General features: G+C 32.0%; 16 protein-coding genes. 3 read left to right on the top strand and 13 right to left on the bottom strand.

Annotation, left to right across the window (positions count from 1 at the left end):
- Positions 1–13: 13 nt before the first annotated feature.
- The 13 genes from rpsA to ACIQ06_RS01845 form a co-directional block, all read right to left on the bottom strand.
- Positions 14–1,786, bottom strand: a complete 1,773-nt coding sequence (rpsA, locus tag ACIQ06_RS01785; RefSeq protein WP_396143448.1) for a 30S ribosomal protein S1 — start codon at positions 1,784–1,786, stop codon at positions 14–16.
- A gap of 241 nt (positions 1,787–2,027) precedes the next feature.
- Positions 2,028–3,353, bottom strand: coding sequence for a nucleoside permease (locus ACIQ06_RS01790; protein ID WP_396143450.1), 1,326 nt, complete (start codon positions 3,351–3,353; stop codon positions 2,028–2,030).
- A gap of 66 nt (positions 3,354–3,419) precedes the next feature.
- Positions 3,420–4,112, bottom strand: coding sequence for a (d)CMP kinase (gene cmk / locus ACIQ06_RS01795; RefSeq protein WP_396143452.1), 693 nt, complete (start codon positions 4,110–4,112; stop codon positions 3,420–3,422).
- A gap of 11 nt (positions 4,113–4,123) precedes the next feature.
- Positions 4,124–5,155 carry a type IX secretion system protein PorQ gene (gene porQ, locus ACIQ06_RS01800; protein WP_396143454.1) on the bottom strand — a complete coding sequence of 344 codons (1,032 nt, stop codon included), beginning with the start codon at positions 5,153–5,155 and terminating at the stop codon, positions 4,124–4,126.
- A 121-nt stretch (positions 5,156–5,276) separates the two neighbouring features.
- Complete coding sequence (lon, locus tag ACIQ06_RS01805; RefSeq protein WP_396143456.1) at positions 5,277–7,730, bottom strand: endopeptidase La; 2,454 nt, start codon at positions 7,728–7,730, stop codon at positions 5,277–5,279.
- Positions 7,731–7,946: 216 nt separating this feature from the next.
- Positions 7,947–8,519 carry a DUF6252 family protein gene (locus ACIQ06_RS01810; RefSeq protein ID WP_396143458.1) on the bottom strand — a complete coding sequence of 191 codons (573 nt, stop codon included), beginning with the start codon at positions 8,517–8,519 and terminating at the stop codon, positions 7,947–7,949.
- A gap of 49 nt (positions 8,520–8,568) precedes the next feature.
- Complete coding sequence (locus tag ACIQ06_RS01815; protein WP_396143460.1) at positions 8,569–9,864, bottom strand: MFS transporter; 1,296 nt, start codon at positions 9,862–9,864, stop codon at positions 8,569–8,571.
- A gap of 73 nt (positions 9,865–9,937) precedes the next feature.
- On the bottom strand, positions 9,938–10,756 hold the full coding sequence (locus tag ACIQ06_RS01820; protein ID WP_396143462.1) for a M48 family metallopeptidase: 819 nt from the start codon (positions 10,754–10,756) through the stop codon (positions 9,938–9,940).
- 32 nt (positions 10,757–10,788) lie between these two features.
- The gene (locus tag ACIQ06_RS01825) at positions 10,789–13,188 is read right to left on the bottom strand and encodes a glycoside hydrolase family 31 protein (RefSeq protein WP_396143464.1); all 2,400 of its coding nucleotides are present in this window, start codon (positions 13,186–13,188) and stop codon (positions 10,789–10,791) included.
- A gap of 163 nt (positions 13,189–13,351) precedes the next feature.
- Positions 13,352–15,256: a 1,4-alpha-glucan branching protein GlgB gene (gene glgB, locus ACIQ06_RS01830; protein WP_396143466.1), complete on the bottom strand. Its 1,905-nt coding sequence runs from the start codon at positions 15,254–15,256 to the stop codon at positions 13,352–13,354.
- A 14-nt stretch (positions 15,257–15,270) separates the two neighbouring features.
- A complete protein-coding gene (locus tag ACIQ06_RS01835; RefSeq protein WP_396143468.1) occupies positions 15,271–16,602 on the bottom strand; it encodes a T9SS type A sorting domain-containing protein in 1,332 nt (443 codons plus the stop codon).
- 41 nt (positions 16,603–16,643) lie between these two features.
- On the bottom strand, positions 16,644–18,266 hold the full coding sequence (locus tag ACIQ06_RS01840) for a trehalose synthase (protein WP_396143470.1): 1,623 nt from the start codon (positions 18,264–18,266) through the stop codon (positions 16,644–16,646).
- A 23-nt stretch (positions 18,267–18,289) separates the two neighbouring features.
- Positions 18,290–20,230: an alpha-1,4-glucan--maltose-1-phosphate maltosyltransferase gene (locus tag ACIQ06_RS01845; protein ID WP_396143472.1), complete on the bottom strand. Its 1,941-nt coding sequence runs from the start codon at positions 20,228–20,230 to the stop codon at positions 18,290–18,292.
- 77 nt (positions 20,231–20,307) lie between these two features.
- On the opposite strand from ACIQ06_RS01845, the gene ACIQ06_RS01850 reads away from it, so the two are divergent.
- The 3 genes from ACIQ06_RS01850 to ACIQ06_RS01860 all read left to right on the top strand — a co-directional run bounded on the left by ACIQ06_RS01850 (position 20,308) and on the right by ACIQ06_RS01860 (position 22,359).
- A complete protein-coding gene (locus ACIQ06_RS01850) occupies positions 20,308–21,171 on the top strand; it encodes an alpha/beta hydrolase (protein ID WP_396143474.1) in 864 nt (287 codons plus the stop codon).
- Between the two features lie 2 nt (positions 21,172–21,173).
- On the top strand, positions 21,174–21,818 hold the full coding sequence (gene nth / locus ACIQ06_RS01855) for an endonuclease III domain-containing protein (protein ID WP_396143476.1): 645 nt from the start codon (positions 21,174–21,176) through the stop codon (positions 21,816–21,818).
- Positions 21,819–21,921: 103 nt separating this feature from the next.
- The gene (locus ACIQ06_RS01860; RefSeq protein WP_396143479.1) at positions 21,922–22,359 is read left to right on the top strand and encodes a 2'-5' RNA ligase family protein; all 438 of its coding nucleotides are present in this window, start codon (positions 21,922–21,924) and stop codon (positions 22,357–22,359) included.
- Positions 22,360–22,510 lie beyond the last annotated feature (151 nt).

The following is a 22,510-nucleotide window of genomic DNA, read 5'->3' on the forward strand; positions in this document are numbered from 1 at the left end:
GAAAATCAGAGAATTATTTTCCTCCTTTTTCCATTTTAGCTTTTAATTCAGCTAAGATATCATTGTTATCTCCTAAAGTTGAAGCTTGATTATTATTGTTAGAAGCAGCAACTGATTCAGACGCAGCTTTAACATTTTTCTCTTCTTCTTCTCTAAAGATAGCAGTGTGGGAAGCAACAACTCTTTTGAATTCTTTATTGAACTCAATTACTTTGAATTCAGCTTCGTCACCTTTTTTCAATTTTTTACCATCTTCTTTTTCTAAGTGACGTGTTGGAATAAATGCAACAACATCATCTCCGAAATCTACAGTAGCTCCTTTGTCAACGATTTCAGCAATTGTTCCTGTGTGGATAGTTCCAACAGCAAATGCATCTTCATGTTTGTCCCAAGGATTAGCAGTAGTTTGTTTGTGACCTAAAGATAATTTACGTCCTTCAACATCTAATTCTAATACTACTACATCAAGTTTGTCACCTACGTTAACAAATTCTGATGGGTGTTTGATTTTCTTAGTCCAAGATAAGTCAGAGATGTAAACTAATCCATCAATTCCTTCTTCTAATTCTACGAAAATACCAAAGTTTGTAAAGTTTCTAACGATACCTGTATGTTTAGAACCTACTGGGTATTTAGAAGTGATATCAGTCCATGGATCTTGAGTCATTTGTTTGATACCTAATGACATTTTTCTTTCGTCTCTGTCAAGAGTTAAAACAACTGCTTCAACAACATCACCAACTTTTACGAAATCTTGAGCACTTCTTAAGTGAGTAGACCAAGACATTTCAGAAACGTGGATTAAACCTTCAACACCTTCAGCAACTTCAATGAAAGCACCGTAATCAGCGATAACTACTACTTTACCTTTCACTTTGTCACCAACTTTAAGTTCAGCACCAAGTGCATCCCATGGGTGAGCGTTTAATTGTTTCAATCCTAATTGGATTCTTGTTTTTTCGTCATCGAAATCAAGGATAACTACGTTCAATTTTTGGTCTAATTCAAGAACTTCACTTGGGTGATTGATTCTAGACCAAGAAAGGTCAGTAATGTGGATTAATCCATCAACACCACCTAAGTCAATAAACACACCATAAGAAGTAATGTTTTTAACAACACCTTCTAATACTTGTCCTTTTTCTAATTGACCAATAATTTCTTTTTTCTGAACTTCGATATCTGCTTCGATAAGCGCTTTGTGTGATACAACAACATTTTTAAATTCGTGGTTGATTTTCACAACTTTGAATTCCATGTTTTTGTTTACGTATACATCGTAATCACGGATTGGTTTCACATCAATTTGTGAACCTGGTAAGAATGCTTCAATTCCGAAAACATCTACAATCATACCACCTTTAGTTCTACATTTAACAAAACCTGTAACAATTTCACCAGTTTCGTTAGCAGAAATAACTCTATCCCATGATTTGATAGTTCTTGCTTTTCTGTGAGATAATACTAATTGACCTGTTTTGTCCTCACGAACGTCGATTAATACTTCTACTTTGTCACCCACTTTTAGGTTTGGGTTGTAACGGAATTCGTTTAATGAAATAACACCTTCCGATTTTGCATTAATGTCAACAATAGCGTCACGATCTGTGATTCTAACTACAACACCTTCAACTACTTCTTCTTGATCAGTAGAGATAAAAGTTTTAGTTACTAAATCTTCAAATTCTTGTAAGTTTTTTTGATCTACTGCATCAATTCCTTCTGCGTAATTGTGCCAGTTAAATTCGTTTAAAAACGCTTGTTGTTCTTTGTTTAATTCAGACATGCTGATAAAAAATTTGTATGCCGTGCTTCTTGAGTTTATTATCGAATAGAAAACAGCAGCAGTGTTTTACATAAATAGTTGATACCTAAAGGAAACTCTTCTTCGCCAAAAGGTTTGCAAAAGTAAGCATAATTTATTAATTACAAAATATTTATCTCTCCAAAATACAACAAATTTGCATTAAACTAAAAACCCTTTCAAAACTGGGTTAAGAAAGGGCTTTTAATACTATTTTTAAGTATTAATGACTCACATTAGCTACTTCATCAGGATTGTGTTTGTGCTTGAAGAAAATTGCGAATAGAATTGCTATTATTAACGCGTAAATTGCAAATGACAACCATATTCCATGCCAATCTTTAACACCATTGTTTGTATAGTAAGCATCAATTACATAACCACTAACTTTACTACCTAAATAAGCTCCTACTCCATTTGTCATCATCATAAATAATCCTTGAGCAGAGGAACGAATTTTAGAATCCGTTGTAGTTTCAACAAATAATGAACCTGAGATATTAAAGAAATCAAATGCCATACCGTAAACAATACATGAAAGAATAATCATCCATAAACCTTCAGCTGGATTTCCATAAGAGAATAATGCAAATCTCAAAACCCATGCAATCATTGAAAATAACATTACTTGCTTGATACCATAACGCTTTAAGAAAAAAGGAATTGCTAAGATAAATAAGGTTTCTGAGATTTGAGAAATTGACATTATAAAGGTTTTACCTTCAACTACAAATGAATTTTTGTATTCTGCTATTTTTCCAAAATCATCTAAAAAAGCATCTCCATACATATTTGTTAATTGTAAAGCAGCTCCAAGAAATAATGAAAAGAGTAAAAATAACGCCATTTTAGAATTAGAAAACAATTTAAATGCAGTCAAACCAAGCTGTTCTGCAAATGAAGCATTTTCAGAAATTAATTTTTGAGGTGGGCATTTAGGTAGAGTGAAAGAATAGACTCCTAATATTATTGCAAAAAATGAAGCAAAATAAAATTGATTTGCTGAGAGGGTTGTTCCGAAAAGATCAGCGATAAAATTCCCAACACCAAGCCCAACTTCCTTAATAAATTGAGGCGGATTTTCTGAACTAAAAATATTTGTTATCCACATTGCTACGATAAAACCAATTGTTCCCCAAACTCTAATTGGAGGAAAATCTTTTATAACATCATATTTGTTATTTTTTAAAATATTATAGGCAATTGAATTGGATAATGAAATTGTTGGCATGTAACAAATCATAGCACCAAAAATCACGTAATACAAAGTATTGGGATCGTTTACACTTGGAACATAAAAAAGAACGCAACCATAAAGAATATGAAGAATTCCGTATAACTTTTCTGCATTCAACCATTTATCAGCAATAATACCTGTAATTGCAGGCATAAATAAAGACGACAAACCTAATGTTGAAAATATTGCGCCAAACTCTGCTCCTGTCCAACCTTTAGCATTAAAACAGTAAGTACCAATTGTTATCAACCATGCACCCCAAACGAAGAATTGAAGAAAACTCATTAGAGTTAATCTAAACTTTATACTCATAATAAATATGTTTTTGTAATGTAAATAGATTGTAAATCTACTATTAAAATTGAGATTTGCAAAAAATTACAACGTTTTAGTAATTTCATCAACCAATTCTAATACTGCTGCAAATTGTTCTTCTCTTGAAAGGTAAGAATTGTCAATTTCTATAGCATCATCAGCTATTACTAAAGGCGAGTCATCTCTATGAGTATCAATGTAATCGCGTTCTTGAACATTTTTTAAAACATCTTCATAAGGAACATTATCGCCTTTGGCTTGAAGTTCGTCAAAGCGACGTTGTGCTCTGGTTTCGGCACTTGCAGTCATAAATATCTTTAATTCAGCATCTGGAAAAACTACCGTTCCAATGTCGCGTCCGTCCATAACTATGGCTTTGTTTTTACCCATTTCTTTTTGCTGTTCTACTAATTTAGCACGAACTTCTGAAACTTCTGCCACTTTACTAACAAAACTAGAAACTTCAATAGTTCTAATTTCTTTTTCAACATTTACATCATTCAAAAACATTTCAGCAAAACCTAAATCTGCATTGAATTCGAAATGCAATTTAATATTAGGTATATCATTAATAAGTGCTTGCTTATCAAAACTTGAAGAGGAAATATATCCTTTTTGCATTGCAAATAAAGCTACTGCGCGATACATAGCACCTGTATCAACGTATACGTATCCTAAATGCTTAGCAAGTTGTTTGGCTAAAGTACTTTTTCCTGTTGAAGAAAATCCGTCGATAGCAATAGTAATTTTTTTCAATGTATATCTGTTTAATAACTGTTGTCTGAAAAATCAATTGTTAGTCCGAAAAGACTTGTGTTTCCTGCAAGTGTATATCTTGAATAAGAATAATTAAATTTCATTTTACCCATTTTTAATCCCAATCCAAGTGAAATTCCTGAAAAATTTCTCTGATCTACAATTCGCAATTCTTCTGCTCTTCTAAAATTATATCCAAGTCTAACGTTTATTCCTTTAGTTGGAAACAATTCGGCACCTAAAACTACATGTCGCAAAGCATTATTTAAAAAACCAACTTTCTCTTGAGTAGCTTCTCCATCAATACTACCAATAGCACGATTAGGATTAGAAAAACCTATTTTCCATTGTTGTAAATTTTCTAAAGTTAGATGCCATCTTAAAGGAACATTTTCTACTTCTTGCGAAACACCTATCAAAACTTCAAGTGGCAATTTCTCTTGAGTACCAGCATAAGTTGTGAATTGGGTTCCAACATTTCTAACAACTAATCCCCAATTGACATCGTTAGGTTCATCGATAAATAAAAATCCGAAATCTGCAGCGCCACCAAATGAATTATAACTTTCTAAAGTGGAAGAAATCAATTTGGCATTGGCTCCTAAATAAAAACTTGTAAATGGAATATTGTAAGCATAACCAAAAGAAAGTGCAATTTCACTTCCAGTAAATGAAGATGTGGCTAGACCATTTTCGTCGTAACCATCAAAATTTCCGTAGTTGACGTAATTTACTCCAGCGTGAAATGTTTGTAAATGTCGGTCATAAGTATAGGCATAAGCAGCAGTTCCATAGGTAACTTCACCAAAATAGCTTCCGTAATTTAAAGACAAATGATTGTCCATTTCAGCATTAATTGTAGCCGGATTAAAATGTGCTTGATTTACGTCATTATCATAAATAGTAATTACTTTACCTCCTAATGCTGCTTGCCTTGGAGAAGTAACTAAATTTAAAAATTGATAAACTGACCTACCTCCTATTTGACTGTAAGTAACAGTACAAAAAAGTAAAAAAATAGAGATAAATAGTTTTTTAAACATACAAAAAATAGCAATTTACTTAACCTATAACGGAAATGCGAAGATATTATTTTTAAAGTTATACTAAAAATAAAAAGGCATGAGGTTTTCATCTCATGCCTTAAACTATTTTTAAATGAAATTAATCTAAAACTTTGGCATTTTTCACCTTTTGATTGGTTAATGCTATATCAATAACTTCACTCATTTCTTTTACATAATGAAAAGTTAATCCTTCTAGATAATTTGCTTTAATTTCTTCAATATCACTTTTATTATCATGACAAAGAATGATTTCTTTAATATTTGCTCTTTTAGCCGCTAGAATTTTTTCTTTAATTCCGCCAACTGGCAAAACTTTTCCTCTTAAAGTAATTTCACCTGTCATGGCTAAACCTTTTTTGATTTTGCGTTGAGTTAACAATGAAACAAGTGACGTTAACATAGCTATTCCAGCACTTGGTCCGTCTTTTGGTGTTGCACCTTCTGGAACGTGTAAGTGAATGTTATATTTTGTCAAAATATCTTGATCTAGTCCAAAAAGTTCTGCGTTTGCTTTGATGTATTCTAAGGCAATTGTAGCAGATTCTTTCATTACCGTACCTAAATTTCCAGTTAAAGTAAGAGTGCCTTTTCCTTTAGAAATCAAGGATTCAATAAAAAGAATATCTCCTCCAACAGAAGTCCAAGCCAATCCTGTTACTACTCCAGCAACATCGTTTCCTTCAGCTTTATCACGTTCTAATTTTGGTGAACCCAAAACTTTTACGATATCTTCTGAAGTAATTTTTTTGTTATATTCTTCTTCCATTGCTACAGATTTAGCAGCATTTCTTATTACTTGTGCAATTTTTTGCTCCAAACTTCTCACACCCGATTCACGAGTATAACCTTCAACTATTTTTTCTAATTCTTTTTTACCAATTGTCAAATCTTTTGAAGTCAATCCATGCTCTTTCAACTGCTTTGGAAATAAATGCTGGCGTGCTATTTCAACTTTTTCTTCAGTTGTGTATCCAGCCATTTTTATAACTTCCATTCTGTCTTTTAATGCCGGTTGAATAGTTGACATTGTATTAGAAGTCGCAATGAACATTACTTTAGATAAATCGTATCCCATTTCAAGGAAATTATCATAAAAAGCATTGTTTTGTTCAGGATCTAGAACTTCCAAAAGCGCTGATGATGGATCACCTTGATTGCTTACAGACAACTTATCAATTTCATCCAAAATAAATACTGGATTTGAAGTAGTTGCTTTTTTTATGCTTTGTATAATTCTTCCTGGCATTGCGCCTATGTAGGTCTTTCTGTGTCCACGAATTTCTGCTTCGTCTCTTAAACCACCTAATGAAATTCTAACATACTCTCTTCCTAATGCTTCTGCAACAGATTTTCCAATAGATGTTTTTCCGACACCTGGAGGTCCTGTCAAACATATAATTGGTGATTTCATATCATTTCGCAATTTCAAAACTGCTAAATGTTCAATCATTCGTTTTTTTACATCTTCTAATCCAAAATGATCTCTGTCTAAAACTTTTTGAGCATGTTTTAAATCAAAATTATCTTTTGAAAATTTATTCCAAGGTAAATCTAAAAATAAGTCTAGATAGTTTCTTTGAATCCCAAAATCTGGCGCTTGTGGATTCATGCGTTGCAACTTAGAAAACTCTTTTTCAAAGTGCTTACTTGTTTTTTCATCCCAACTTTTAGTTTTGGCACGTTGACGCATTTCTTCAAACTCTTGCTCATTAGAAACACCACCCAATTCTTCTTGAATGGTTTTCATTTGTTGGTGCAAGAAATATTCACGTTGCTGTTGGTCTAAATCGAAACGAACTTTAGATTGAATATCATTTTTTAGTTCAAGTTTTTGTAACTCTACATTCATGTAACGTAAAGTTTCAAGAGCTCTTTCCTTTAGAACATTCATCATTAATAAATTCTGTTTTTCCTCAACCGAAAGATTCATGTTGGAAGAAACAAAATTAATTAAGAACGATTGACTCTCTATATTTTTGATAGCAAATGTCGCCTCAGTAGGAATATTTGGACTTTCTTTTATTATTTCTATTGCTGATTCTTTAATTGAATCAATAATTGTAGTAAACTCAGTATCGTGTTTTCCTGGTCTTTTTTCTGGTACTTCTTTGATGTTGGCCGTAATAAAAGGAAGTTCAGAAACTATAGAGTCAATTTCGAATCGTTTTTTACCTTGAAGGATAACCGTTATATTACCATCAGGCATTTTTAAAACTCTAAGAATTCTGGCAACTGTTCCTATATGGTGAATATCATCTTTAGAAGGATCTTCATCTTCTTCATTTTTTTGAGCTACAACACCTATTATTTTATTACCAGCATTGGCTTCATTAATAAGTTTAATAGATTTATCTCTTCCAGCTGTAATTGGAATTACAACTCCTGGAAATAAAACCGTATTTCTTAATGGCAGAATTGGTAATGAAGAAGGCAATTCTTCATTCGTCATTTCTTCTTCATCTTCTGGTGTTAAAAGAGGAATCAATTCGGCTTCAGAATCGAATTCTTGAAGTGACAAATTGTCAAAGGCGATTATTTTATGATTTGACATAGCATATATTGAGTCAATATGACATTTAATTATTTACAATTTGGTAACAAATATAGACTATGCAATACACATACTAAATTAAAATCGATGTATTGCATTGAAATGGTGCTGAAAAATATAATTTGAACATTTAAACAGCAACTTTCTATATAAAACAATGATTGTGCCACAAAAAAAATCCGCCATTTAGACGGATTTTTTTAAACATAACTTTATTTATTGTGTTATATAAGTAATATTATTAAAAACCCCATTTGTGATATTCTTAACAGGAGTTGCGCTATTCATCAAGTAACCATCAAAATAAAATGATCCAGATATAGTTTTTGTAGTCAAATTAATTGATGAAATTGTTACACTACCAGTTGGAGCTGGAGTTGCTGCAAAGTAATTGTAAGCAGAAAATATATCACTAGTGGTTGTATTTTGTCTATAACTAAGAGTGACAGCCTGTAATGGATTAGAATTGTTATTGGCTACAAAAGTTCCAATGGTTGGATTAGTTATTTGGATAGCAATATATTCACCACTACTTTTAACTCCAACTATTGACAATATATTTCCATTCGTCGGTACATTTAACATTGAAGCAGCAACACTCTCCGCTGTGAAGTTTACTCCATCAATATTTGCTGTGAAACTACCTGTTGATGAATTATTTCCATTTGAAGAGCTATTAGCAGCAATTTGAGCTAACAAAGTTGGGTCTATAGGTTCATTATCACACGAGATAAAAGAAAACGCAATGAACAGAAATGTAAAAATTGAAAATATTTTATTCTTTTTCATCTTTATAAATTATTTGTTCAAATATAATTATTTTTTTTAGATTTTGAAATTACTTTCTTGGAACTCTGGTCAATAAAATTAATCCGATTACAAAAAATACACCTAGAAATACGATTGCATTTCTCATAGAACCAGTAATTAAATCTATTGTTCCATAAATTGTCATTCCTATTACTATTCCAACTTTTTCTGTAACATCATAAAAACTAAAGAATGATGCAGTGTCTTCTGTTTCTGGTAAAAGTTTAGAATAGGTTGATCTTGCAATAGATTGTATTCCTCCCATAACTAAGCCAACAAAACCTGCTGTAGCATAAAATTGAATTGGTGTTTCAACAAAATAAGCAAAAGCACAAAGAATAGCCCAAATACCATTTAAAACCATTAAAGTATTTATGTTTCCGAATTTTTCAGAAATTCTAGAAGTTATAAAAGCTCCAACTACTGCTACTAATTGAATTAAAAGTATACTAATAATCAAGCCCATGGTTTTGTCATCTGAACCCCAATTGACTTCGGTTGCTCCAAAATAAGTTGCAACCAACATAACCGTTTGAACAGCCATGATAAAAACAAAATAACTATATAAATATCTTTTAAGTGCTAGGTTTTGTTTTAATTGTTTCCAAACTAAATTTAGTTCGTGGAAACCTTTAAAGATAAAATCTTTTGTCAATGGAACATTGTTTCTATTTCCTTTTGGCAAATAATAATAGGTTATATGACTAAATCCAATCCACCAAACACCAACCATTACAAAAGAAATTTTCATTGCTTCTTTTGGAGTTTCAATCCAAAAAGTTTTCGGAAACATTACCATTGCTAGATTTAAAATTAAAAGAATCGTACTTCCAATATATCCCATGGAAAATCCTCTGGCACTAACTCTATCTTGTTGTTCAGGGAAAGCAATATCTGGTAAATAGGAGTTATAAAAAACCAAACTTGACCAAAAGCCAATAAGTCCAAAGAAATAGGCTGTGTAACTTAGAAAGAGGTTGTCTATATCAAACCAATACAAGCATATACAAGATATACCACCGAGGTAACAAAAGAATCTCATAAAAGCTTTTTTATTTCCAAGATAATCTGAAATTCCTGAGAGTATTGGCGAACAAATGGCAACAATTAAAAAAGCAAAAGCTGTGACAAAACTAATCATAGCAGTAGCTTTTATATCTTGACCGAATAAGTTTACACTTTCTTTTTTAGCATCACTAAAAATCATTTCGTAAAAAATTGGAAAAACAGCAGACGCAATTACTAAACTATAAACGGAATTTGCCCAATCGTAAAAAGCCCAAGCATTTAATAATTTAGGATGTCCTTTAGGAAGATTTGCCATAATTTAAATTTAAATAAAAAAGCTGCCAAAAAATTGACAGCTTCAAATATACTCTTTTTTTATTACTCGAATATTATTTAAATGTTACTCCGAATTTAGCAGCTTCAGCTTTTGCTTGAGGCAACAATGATTTTAAGTGATCAATTCTTGTTTGATTACTTGGATGTGTACTTAAAATTTCTGGTGGTGCTTGTCCGTTTGATTGTGCAGACATACGTTCCCAAACAGCAACAGCATTTTCTGGATTATATCCTGCAATTGCCATTAATGTTAGACCAATCATGTCGGCTTCACTTTCATGTTTTCTACTGAAAGGTAACATTACTCCAACTTGTGAACCAATTCCGTAGGCTTGCATTACCATTTGTTGTGTTTGAGGATCTTGGTTTCCTACTGCTACTGCAGCACCAACTTGTCCAAGTTGTTGAAGCATTCCAGCGCTCATTCTTTGTTGACCATGATTTGCAAGAGCGTGAGCAACTTCATGTCCCATAACTGCTGCAATTCCTGCATCATCTTTACAGATTGGTAATATTCCTGTATAAAAAACAATTTTTCCACCTGGCATACACCAAGCATTTACATCTTTACTTTCAACTAAATTGTACTCCCAATTGTAACCATTCAAATAATCTGAATGATTATTGGCAGCTAACCATCTTTCTGCAGCAACTTTTATTTTTGTGCCAACTGTTTCAATTTTTTTAGCTTCTGCAGTATTTTTAACTACTTTATTTTCAGTCAAAAACTGATTGTATTGCTGAAAAGCCATTGGAAATATTTGACTATTTGGCACCAAAGCCATTGTACTTTTACCTGTAAAAGGATTCTTAGCACAAGAAATTATTAAGGCTACTGCCAAAAAACCGATAGTGTATTTTTTATAACTCATATTTTTTTTTATTAAACTCAAATTTACAAAATTTAAACACCAATGAAGTGTAATTCTGTAAAATCTTTATCAACAATTAAGCCATTTTCAAGAATTAACGACTCTTTATCGAATATGATTTTCTCATTATCAATTTCAATTCCTTTAATTTTGAATGGTAATCCTTTCAAATTAATCTTAATAGTTTGATATTGGGTTTCAAAAGTTCCTTCTTTATGTTGCGTAATGAAAAGTTCGTTTTCTTTACCATTAAGAGTAAATGTTTTATAACTAAATCTTCCTTTATTGTAGTCATAACCGTCTTGTGCATCTTCATATACATAAGATTTTTCTTTTCCTAGTTTGAAATAAGCTTCAAGAGACAATTCTGGAGATTCAATTTGACCAACATATTGTTGCACAGGATATTTAGGAATAATAGCACCTTCTTTAATAAATATCGGAATCTGATCAAAATCAGTAGCAACCCAAAGTTCTTTTTTACCTTTCACTAGTTCATTTGTCCAGTAGTTGTACCAATTTCCGTCCGGCAAATACATCCTTCTTCCTAATGCATTTGGCTCAAGAATTGGACAAACCAATATTTGATTTCCAAAGATAAATTCGTCAGTTCTGTAATGTGTTTGAGCATCGTCTTGGTCAAAGTATACTAATGGTTTCAACATTGGAACTCCATCATTAACATATTGCCAAAACATGGTATATAAATAAGGTAATAATTGATAACGTAATTCAACGAATTTTCTAGTAATATCAATTACTTCATCACCAAAACTCCAAGGTTCTTGTTCGCCATGATGTCCTGATGAATGTGTTCTACAAAATGGATGAAAAACACCCAATTGAATCCAACGTGCATATAACTCAGCTGATGGTTGTTCTGCAAATCCACCAATATCTGAACCTGTGAATCCCATTCCTGAAATTGACATTCGTTGCATTTGAACGTTTGCAATCCATAAATGTTCCCAAGTTGCTACGTTATCGCCTGTCCAGGATGAAGTGTAACGTTGTGCTCCTGAATAAGCTGAACGAGTAATTACAAAAGGACGTTTTGGATATGCAAATCGTTTTACTCCTTCATATGTAGCGCGCGCCATTTGAGTTCCGTAAACATTATGCGCTTTTCTGTGACTGCAATTATTTCCATCATAATTATGACGTACATCTAATGGGAATGTTTTTGTTGGAACTTCCATTACAGCTGGTTCGTTCATATCATTCCAAACACCTTTCACTCCTATTTCAGCAATCAATTCTTTAAATAATCCTGCCCACCATTCTCTAACTTCTGGATTGGTATAATCTGGAAAATTACATTCTCCAGGCCAAACTTTTCCTTTCATATAAGGACCATCAGCTCTTTTGCAGAAATAATCTTTTTCTAGAGCTTCTTGATAAACTGAATAATCTTTATCGATTTTAATTCCTGGATCAATGATAACAACGGTTTTGAATCCGTCTTTTGCTAAGTCTGCAACCATTTGTTTTGGATCTGGAAAATAGTCTTTGTTCCAAGTAAAACAACGGAAACCATCCATATAATCAATATCTAAATAAATAGCATCACATGGAATTTGAAGTTCTCTAAACCTTCCTGTAATTTCCTTTACTTTCGATTCTGGAAAATAACTCCATTTACATTGTTGGTATCCCAATGTCCAAAGTGGTGGCAATTCAGGTTTTCCAGTTAAATGAGTATAAGTTGTAACTACATCACTCATTTTTGGTCCGTAGATAAAATAGTAATTCATTTCGCCACCATCAGCCCAAAAACTGGTTACTCCTTTTCTTTCATGGCTAAAATCAAAAAACGAACGGAACGTATTATCAAAGAAAATTCCATAAGCTTTGTTATGATGTAGACCTATATAAAAAGGAACTACTTTGTATAATGGTTCTTGGTCTTTTGCGAAAGCATATTGGTCAGTAGCCCAATTTTCGACACGTTTTCCTTTTAAATTGAAATTGGTTGGTTTATCACCTAATCCATAAAAACTTTCACCATCGTGAGATGTTTTACTCATTTTCACAATGTTTCCGCCATATTCATAACATTCTTCCCAATGGAAACCAATTTCATCTTCGAGGATTGTAGTTCCATCTAATTCATAAATTCCAACTCGGCAATCGTGTTTTTGAACAACAACATAAACTTTAGAAGTTTTAATTCGATAATGGTCACTTTCTTCAGTTACTTCAAGAACATTATAACCATGCGATTGCGTTTTATCAATGGCATAAGAAAAATCATTACTGAAATATCCTTTGGCAGTAAAACGAAAACGAATCATGCTGTCGCGTAAAACAGTAACTCGAAGAATCACATTATTATCAGTATGAAAATCTATAGAATCTACTTCGTGTTTGTAAGATATAATTTGTGACGGAAATAAATCGCCTTTGTACTCAAGCTCGGTATTAATAATCATAGGATTAATTTTAAGACAAGTTGCGAAAATACGAATGTAGTATCGAATTTTCAAAAGTAATTAAAGTAGTTTTTAACGATAACGTTTGCGGTTACTGATAAATCTAAAATCGATGCAAAAAAGACGCAAGGAATTTTGATTTTCTTTGCGTCGTAATGTTAAATTAAGAAATTTTAAAAACAGAAATTCCTAATGGAGCGAGAATAATTTCAGCTGAAAATTCTCTACCATTCCAAGGTGTTACATCTATTTTTATTGGTTTTGAGTTACTAACTCCGCTTCCATTATATTCTTCATTGTCAGAATTGAAAATCTCAGTTAATTTTCCTTTTCTAGGAAGACCAATTCGATAATTATCATGAACAACAGGTGTCATGTTACAAACAACAATTAAGTTTTCTTTTTCTTTATTTCCTTTACGAATATAAGCTAAAACTGAATTTTCATTATCTGAATAATTAATCCATTCAAAACCTTCAGCTGAAAATTGTTTTTCATACAATGCAGGATAACTTTTATACAATGCATTTAAGTCGGAAATACATTTTTTAATTCCATCGTGGAAACCATATTGCAATAAATGCCAATCTAAACTTCCTTCAAAATTCCATTCAGATGTTTGCCCAAATTCACTTCCCATAAACAATAATTTTGCTCCTGGATGCGTGAACATGTATCCGTAAAGTAATCGAAGATTTGCAAATCGTTGCCATTCATCGCCTGGCATTCTACCTTGAATGGAATGTTTGCCATAAACAACTTCGTCGTGAGAAAGTGGTAACATAAAATTCTCTGTAAACGCATAAGTCATAGAAAAAGTTATGTCGTTTTGATGGTATTTTCTATACACACTTTCTTTAGCAAAATATTGCAAAGTATCGTGCATCCAACCCATCATCCATTTCATTCCAAAACCTAAACCACCAAGGAAGGTTGGTCGCGAAACCATTGGAAAACTAGTACTTTCTTCTGCAATAGTTTGAACATCTGGAAAGTTAGCATAAACGGCTTCATTAAAATCAATCAAGAAGCTAATAGTATCTAAGTTTTCTCTTCCCCCAAAAATGTTGGGTTCCCACTCGCCTTCTTTTCTAGAATAATCTAAATATAACATTGACGCAACAGCATCTACTCGAAGACCATCAACATGATATTGTTTTAGCCAAAAAATAGCATTACTTATCAAGAAGGAACGCACTTCATTACGTCCATAATTGAAAACTAAACTTTTCCAATCGGGATGATAGCCTTTTCTTCTGTCAGGATGCTCGTATAAATTGGAACCGTCAAAAAAACCTAATCCGTGTGCATCATCTGGAAAATGTGACGGCACCCAATCCAAGATTACTCCTATTCCTGCTTGGTGCAATTTATCTACCAAAAGCATAAAATCTTGTGGTTTTCCAAAACGTGATGTTGGTGCAAAATAACCTACCAATTGATAACCCCAAGATGGATCGTAAGGATATTCCATAATTGGCATAAATTCTACGTGAGTAAAACCAGTTTCTTTTACATAAGAAACCAATTGATCTGCTAATTCAATATAAGTCAAAAACTTACCATCAGCATTTCGTTTCCACGAACCTAAATGCACTTCGTAAACCGAAAAAGGTTTGTCTAATCCGTTCTTCTCTTTTCGGATTTCCATCCATTTGGAATCTTTCCATTTGTAATCCAAATCCCAAATTACGGAAGCTGTATGTGGTGGATGTTCACAGTATAAAGCAAATGGATCGGCTTTTTCAGTGATTAAGCCACCATTGTTAGACTGAATTTTATATTTATAAGTTGTTCCCTTATCAATTCCAGGAATGAAACCTTCCCAAATTCCAGATTCATCCCAACGTACGTTTAGTTGGTGTTCACCTTGTACCCAAAAATTAAAATCACCCACAACAGAAACCGAACGCGCTGATGGTGCCCAAACAGCAAAATAAACGCCTTTAACTCCATCTACTTCAATAAGATGCGCTCCTAATTTTTCGTATAGTTGAAAATGTTTTCCTGCTTTGAATAAATCGATGTCGAAATCAGTAAATAAGGAATGTGGTTGTACTTGGTTCATTTTTATGTTTTATTTTATTCTTTTATAAATTTATATATACGTTTTCCATAATCATAATTTAATTCCAACAAATAAATTCCTTGTTGTAAAAATTGAATATCGATTTGATTGTTGTTTCCAAATTGTTCCACTATTTTTTTACCTGTTAAATCTGTGATACTAATTTTTTCAATTGCACAATTTGAGGTATAACGTATGTTCAAAACATTTTTAGCAGGATTTGGAAAAATAACAAACTCATTTTTTCCAAAGTTTTCATTATCAAGAGCAATACAATTAACTAGATTTAAATTACTTGAATTATTTCCAGAAGACTGAATACCTAATTGTCCAAAATAATTACTCCCCCAAGTATATAATGAGTTATCATTTTTGATACCTATAGAGTTATTAAAACCAACGTTAATGTATACCCAAGTATTTTCAAAGCCAATTCTTGTTGGACTATTTAACTGATAGTTGGTGCTGTTTAATTGGCCACAACAGTTTGAACCCCAAGCCCAAATGCTTCCATCAGTTTTCTTACCAAGAGAAAATTCAGAACCAGCTTCTGTCTTTTGCCAACTTGTTTCTGTTCCAATTTGAATTGGTAAATTAGAGTTCGAAGTAGTATTATTTCCCAATTGTCCATAATAATTATAACCCACAGCCCATAATGTTCCATTTGTTTTAATTGCTAAGGAATGATAATCTCCACATGAAATGGATTGCCAGTTGGAAGCATTACCAACTTGAATTGGTGTTAATTGAGCGATATTAGATCCGATACCTAATTGTCCAAAAGAATTAGAACCCCATGACCACAAAGTTCCATCAGATTTAATAGCCATTGAATGATAATGACCAGCAGAAACTGAAACCCAATTTGTTGCTGTTCCAATTTGAACAGGCGCATTACGACTTATCGTTGTACCGTCTCCAAGTTGACCATTGGTGTTCATTCCCCATGCCCATAATGTACCATCAGATTTTAGAGCAAGTGAGTGATCTGCACCAGATTCAATTACTATCCAATTACTATTATTTCCTATTTGAGTTGGTATATATTTATCACTATTTGTTCCATCGCCTAATTGTCCATAATCATTTTGTCCCCATGCCCAAAGTGTCCCATTTGTTTTAATAGCATAAACAGAAGAATTAGCAGAAGCAATAGATTGCCAATTCGAATCATTACTTAAAAGTGTGAATGTAGACGTTTGATAAGTTGGTATTAAATTGGTCAATTGACCATATGAATTATTACCACAGCCCCATATTGTGCCATCAGTTCTTAAAGCAATTGTATGATTATAACCACCTGATACTTTTGACCAGCATTGTGCTGAAGAGTAAAAACTAGTCATATAAATTAAAAAAAAAATCACTCTTTTCATATGTAAATTTTCTAATACCCCATAATAGTTTGAATACCTCTCAATGGAATTACAGCCCATCGTGGTCGAGAATTTAACTCATAACCCAACTCATAAACTGCTTTTTCTAAGATACAATATTTTAGTAAAAAGTTGATTTCATGACTGTAACCGATATTTAAATTTCCTGATTGGGCTTTTTCAATATAGGTTTCTAAGAAAGCTCCGACAAGGTATTTGAATAATAATTCGCCAGCTTTGAACAATTCTTCTTGTTCAAATGGGTATTTATCGGCATTGTTGAAAATGGTTGCGTAAATAGCGTAATGAAAAGAACGGAACATTCCGGCAACGTCTTTTAATGGAGGTTGTTTTACTTTTCTATCACGGATTGTGCTTTCTGGTTCGCCTTCAAAATCAAGTAGATAGAAATCATCACCATTTACTAAAACTTGACCAAGATGAAAATCTCCATGAATTCTAATGCGCTCGGATTTCATTTTGGTCCAATCGAAATCTACAAAATGTTTACGAATTAGCTTTTTATTTTCAAGAAATTGATGTGCTAAATCGAGCGCCATTCCGTCGAGTTTGTGCAAACTATTTTCTATAATATTTAATCTATTTTGGAATTGATACAACAGACGATTTTTCAACCAAACGGTGTAATCGCCATTGTAAGTTGTTGGTGTAAAAGCAGTTTCGTGAATATCGCTACCAAGTGCGATGTGCATTTCGGCCGTTCGCAATGCTAAAGTTTGTACTCTTAAAAATAAACTCAAACCAACCCAATCAATAATTTCTGGTGGAATTTCATTGATTTTTAATCGTTTGAACAATTCTACATTTGGAAGTTTGTCGATTTTAATTTTCTTTCTGGAAAGATTATCAAAAACACCATCCATTTGTTCTAACATAAATTTCCAAGCATCGCCTTGATTTGGAACTAATTCTTGCATCAAACCTAAAGTGATATTTCCTTCTGGCAAAGCCAAATTTATACTTCCCGTATAAGCTGGAGTATTTTCATAGTGCATTCTTTCAGTTAAAAAACGACTAATTTCGTAATCAGGATTGGTGCTAATATAAATTCTACGGAAAATTTTCAACACAAAAGCATCGTTGTAAATAATCGAAGTATTACTTTGTTCAACACCCATGAATTTGGAAGACTTATATTCCTTATCAACCAAATTTGAGCCTTTATGAAAAATCAATTTTAATCCTTTACTTTCGGTAGATTGTGCAATATTATCAAACAACAACTTTCTGAAATCATCTTGGTGTAAAGCATCAACCAAATAACCATCAATATTTCCAAATTTTGCAGGAGCGATAATGGTATTAGTATCTAGCTCATCAGTAGTCATAAAAGCTACTGGCATAAAATAATGTTGGAAAAACGCTTCTTTAAAATTCACTTCAAGCAAAACACCATAATAGGTATTCTTTTTAGAAGTAATTTTGAAATGATCTACGACTTCAATGTACTTTAAAGTACTCGCTTTTCCTCCATACCACCTTTTGTTGATGATATAGTTTTCTAAAATATCAGACGAAAATATTTTAATGAATTCATCATCTTTGAAAGCATCTTTCCATTCGTTTTTAAATTTGAATGTGGTTGTAAAAGTATCTTGATTGTCGTTTTTCATGACAGTAAATTTATCATTAATAATTACTTCTGAATTTTAAATAAGTGAAAAGGTAAAACCGGATGCAACTCAACAAAATTCCATTCTTTATCCCAATTATAGCTGTTTCCTGTAATCAAATCTATAACTGTAATAGATTGTCCTTCATGAATTCCTAAAGATTTTAATGGCAATTTAATCCAAGCTTGTTTAGCATAATAAGCATCTAAACTTGCAATCATTAAGGTTTCATTTTCTTTATCATCGTCAAATTTGTAATAGGCAATAACTTGTTCGTTATCAGTATCACAGAATTCAATATTATTGGTTTGTTGTAGTGAAGATTGCTCTTTTCTAATTTGGTTAATTTTAGAAATTAGCATAGTGATTTTATTTTCTTTTTGCCAATCCCAAAGACGAATTTGGTATTTTTCACTATCCATATATTCTTCTTTTCCCGGAATTGCATCTGAAACCATATATTCAAATATTGGTCCGTAAATCCCAACAGATGAAGACAATGTAGCTGCTAAAAAATATTTTTGCAAGTGCGTACTTTCATTCGCACCTTGTAATGGAAACGGATTGATATCTGGAGTATTTGGCCAAAAATTTGGACGGAAGAATTCTTTTTGATTGGTTTGAGTTAATTCTGTCAAATACTCTTGCAACTCAGCTTTGGTATTTCGCCAAGTGTAATAGGAATACGATTGAGTGAAACCTTGTTTAGCTAACTCGTGCATAATTTTAGGACGCGTAAAAGCTTCTGCTAAAAACAATACATCTGGGTATTTCTTCTTTACTTCTGCAATAAGCCAACCCCAAAAATAAAAAGGTTTAGTGTGTGGATTATCAACTCTGAAAACTCTAATTCCACATTCTTCAACCCAAAATAAAGCACAATCTAATAACTCTTTCCAAAGGTTTTTCCAATCATCACTTTCAAAGTAAATTGGCAGAATGTCTTGGTATTTTTTTGGTGGATTTTCGGCATATTGTACAGTTCCATCTGGACGCCATTTGAACCATTGCGGAAATTCTTTAACATAAGGATGATCTGGTGCAGCTTGAAGCGCAAAGTCCATTGCAACCTCAATATTTAATGATTTTGCTTTTTTGACTAATGATTTAAAATCATCAATAGTTCCTAATTCTGGATGAATCGATTTGTGACCACCATATTGAGAACCAATTCCCCAAGGCGAACCAACATCTCCGGGTTGAGCATCTGTTGCATTATTTTTTCCTTTACGATTTAATTCTCCAATTGGGTGAACTGGTGGAAAATACAAAGTATCAAATCCCATTTTAGCAACTTTAGGCAAAATCTGCTCACAATCTTTAAAAGTTCCGTGTTTCCCTTCTTCTTTTGAAGCGGAACGTGGAAAAAATTCATACCAAGTACTGAATAATGCCTTTTGTCTATCAACATAAACTCTTAATTCTTGAGTTTGATTTGCTAAAAACTTAGTTGGATTTTCTTTGAAGATAGTTTTTAATTTCTCCGAAACTGCTTCAATGATAGCTATGTCATAATTAACTTCATTTGAGAATAAATCAACAACTTCATTTAAATATTTTTTATCAGAAACTGAAACTTTTGATAGTAATGGTTTTATGTACTCTATTCCTTCTAATAATTCTGATTTAACATGCTGGTTGTCGTTGATTTTTTTACCAATTCCATATTGCCAATTTAGAGCATAATCAATCCAAGCTTCAACAAAATAAGAATAATAACCTTGTTTTTCAACTGAAAAAGTAGCTTCAAAAGCATCATTTGGCAAAGCATTCATTCTGACTTCTGACCATTTTTTGTCCTTTTCATATTTATATTGAACAACCGCTTCCATTACATCATGTCCATCTGAAATAATATCGGCAGTTACAGAAACTTTTTGTCCAACAATTCTTTTTATAAAAAATGCCCCATTGTCTAATTGAGGCAATACATTTTCAATTATTACGCGTTTTTGATTTAACATTTTTCAGATTAATTTATTGATGTCTAAATTTAAGAAAAAAAGATAAAATAAAGTAACTTGCATTAAAATTTATTGAAATGTCAAAAAATAAAGAAATACAAGCCCAAACTTTGAAAATTCCGAAGGTAATATTGATAACCGCTAAATTATTTGTGGCAATTTCACCAAAATTAGCTACAAAGTTTACTGCAAAATTATTTACCACACCAATAAAACATAAAATTCCGAAACGCGAATTTCATATGGATAAAGAAAGTGTTCAAGAAAAAGTTTTCGTTCCTTCTATAAATAAGGAAATTGTAGTTTATCATTATGGAAAAAGTGAAAAGAAAATTTTATTAGTTCACGGTTGGTCTGGCAGAGGAACTCAATTAGTTAAGATTGCTGATGAGTTATTGAATTTGGGGTATTCGACAATTAGTTTTGATGCACCAGCACATGGAAAATCCAAAGGAAACTCATCGATAATGGTTGAATTTATTGCTTCTATTTTAGAACTGGAAAAACAATTTGGACCATTTGAATTTGCGATTGGTCATTCACTTGGAGGAATGTCCATTTTAAATGCCATTAGAGAAAAACTGAAGGTGAGAAAAGTAGTTATTATTGGAAGCGGAGATATTATTCAAGACATAATTGATGATTTTATTAAGAAGTTGGAATTAAAACCTAAAATTGGAATTAAATTAAGAGAGTATTTTGAGAAAAAGTATGGAGTTGAAATGAATTATTATTCAGCTTCAAATGCAGCAAAAGAAGTTTTAATTCCTGTTTTAATAATTCACGATGAAAATGATGTGGATGTAAATGTTAAAGCAGCTTATAACATTAAAGAAAACTTAAAGAATTCAGAATTGATGATTACAAAAAATTTAGGTCATCGAAAAATTTTAGGAAATACAGAAGTAATAAAACGAATTGTTGAATTTATAAAAAAATAATTATGGAATTATTTGAAAACACAAATAATTGGGCTGAAAAATTACAACCTCTAATAATTAAATACAAAGGCAAAAAGCATCCTTTAGATTATGAAAATTTTAATCAATTAATGGTAGCTGTTATTTTATCTGATCAAGATTCTGATGCAAATAATAATAAAATTGCGCCTGCTTTTTTTTTAGAATTTCCAAATTTGGAAGCATTATCAACTGCAACAATTGAAGATTTATTTCCCTATGTAAGCAAAGTTAGAAACTTCAATACCAAATCAAGTTGGTTAATTGAAATTGCTCAAACATTAAAGAGCGATAAAAATATTCCAACTAATCTTAACGATTTAACTGCCTTAAAAGGAATTGGAAGAAAATCCGCAAATGTGATTATGCGAGAAATGAAAGTTACAGCTGAAGGCATAATCGCAGATTTACATGTTATAAGAGTTGCACCAAGAATTGGTCTTTGTGAGGAAGCTAAAGATGGTAACAAAGTTGAAAAACAGTTAATGCAATTACTTCCAAAGGAAATTTGGGGCGAAATTGGAATGGCAATTTCATTTTTAGGAAGAGAAACTTGTCGTCCGACTAATCCTAAATGTTCAGAATGTGCTATTCAAAATAATTGTCAATATTCTTTAAAAACAATTTAATGATTTAAATCTTGAGAACAATTCCACTATATTCTTTAGTTATTATTCCAACTATAGAACAACGAAATTTAATAAAATCATTTAAGAAATCCTTAAAAATACTATTGGTTGGTTTGGTAGTGCAAATTCTGATGCGCATATTACAATAATAAATCTTGAAAACGAATTGAAATTAGGGCTTTACATAAACCAAATAAAAGATTTTTGTAAAACTATCATTCCTCAAAAAGTTAGATTTGATTCTTTAGATTCATTTAATTACCATACCTTTTTTATTTCACCAGATGAAAAATCGCAACTATATCTTAACAATATTATCACTGACATACATAAATCAATAGGTTTTGATATTAAAAATGCACATGCTCACATGACTATAGCTAGAGGATTAAATGCTGAAAGAATGAAAAAAGCTAGTGAACAATTTAGAGCTACTGAAATTAATTTTGAATTTATTTGTGATTCTATTCATGTTAGAAAATTCAATGAAAAAACAAAACAATACTCAGATATTGTAGAAATAATCTATTTTAATAAATAATAGAGTTTATTTTTTCTAAAACTTTATAAAACAAAAAACCTCTATCAAATAAATGATAGAGGTTTTCAAAAAGAAGGCGGCGACATACTCTCCCACAGTTATGCAGTACCATCTGCGCAATCGGGCTTAACTTCTCTGTTCGGAATGGGAA

The sequence above is a fragment of the Flavobacterium sp. genome, from assembly GCF_044341265.1.
In the GTDB taxonomy this organism is placed as follows: domain Bacteria; phylum Bacteroidota; class Bacteroidia; order Flavobacteriales; family Flavobacteriaceae; genus Flavobacterium.

Coding starts and splice junctions, on each gene's coding strand:
- rpsA (WP_396143448.1), bottom strand. CDS start 1,786: ATGTCTGAATTAAACAAAGAACAACAAGCGTTTTTAAACGAATTTAAC.
- ACIQ06_RS01790 (WP_396143450.1), bottom strand. CDS start 3,353: ATGAGTATAAAGTTTAGATTAACTCTAATGAGTTTTCTTCAATTCTTC.
- porQ (WP_396143454.1), bottom strand. CDS start 5,155: ATGTTTAAAAAACTATTTATCTCTATTTTTTTACTTTTTTGTACTGTT.
- lon (WP_396143456.1), bottom strand. CDS start 7,730: ATGTCAAATCATAAAATAATCGCCTTTGACAATTTGTCACTTCAAGAA.
- ACIQ06_RS01810 (WP_396143458.1), bottom strand. CDS start 8,519: ATGAAAAAGAATAAAATATTTTCAATTTTTACATTTCTGTTCATTGCG.
- ACIQ06_RS01815 (WP_396143460.1), bottom strand. CDS start 9,864: ATGGCAAATCTTCCTAAAGGACATCCTAAATTATTAAATGCTTGGGCT.
- ACIQ06_RS01820 (WP_396143462.1), bottom strand. CDS start 10,756: ATGAGTTATAAAAAATACACTATCGGTTTTTTGGCAGTAGCCTTAATA.
- ACIQ06_RS01825 (WP_396143464.1), bottom strand. CDS start 13,188: ATGATTATTAATACCGAGCTTGAGTACAAAGGCGATTTATTTCCGTCA.
- glgB (WP_396143466.1), bottom strand. CDS start 15,256: ATGAACCAAGTACAACCACATTCCTTATTTACTGATTTCGACATCGAT.
- ACIQ06_RS01835 (WP_396143468.1), bottom strand. CDS start 16,602: ATGACTAGTTTTTACTCTTCAGCACAATGCTGGTCAAAAGTATCAGGT.
- ACIQ06_RS01840 (WP_396143470.1), bottom strand. CDS start 18,266: ATGAAAAACGACAATCAAGATACTTTTACAACCACATTCAAATTTAAA.
- ACIQ06_RS01845 (WP_396143472.1), bottom strand. CDS start 20,230: ATGTTAAATCAAAAACGCGTAATAATTGAAAATGTATTGCCTCAATTA.
- ACIQ06_RS01850 (WP_396143474.1), top strand. CDS start 20,308: ATGTCAAAAAATAAAGAAATACAAGCCCAAACTTTGAAAATTCCGAAG.
- nth (WP_396143476.1), top strand. CDS start 21,174: ATGGAATTATTTGAAAACACAAATAATTGGGCTGAAAAATTACAACCT.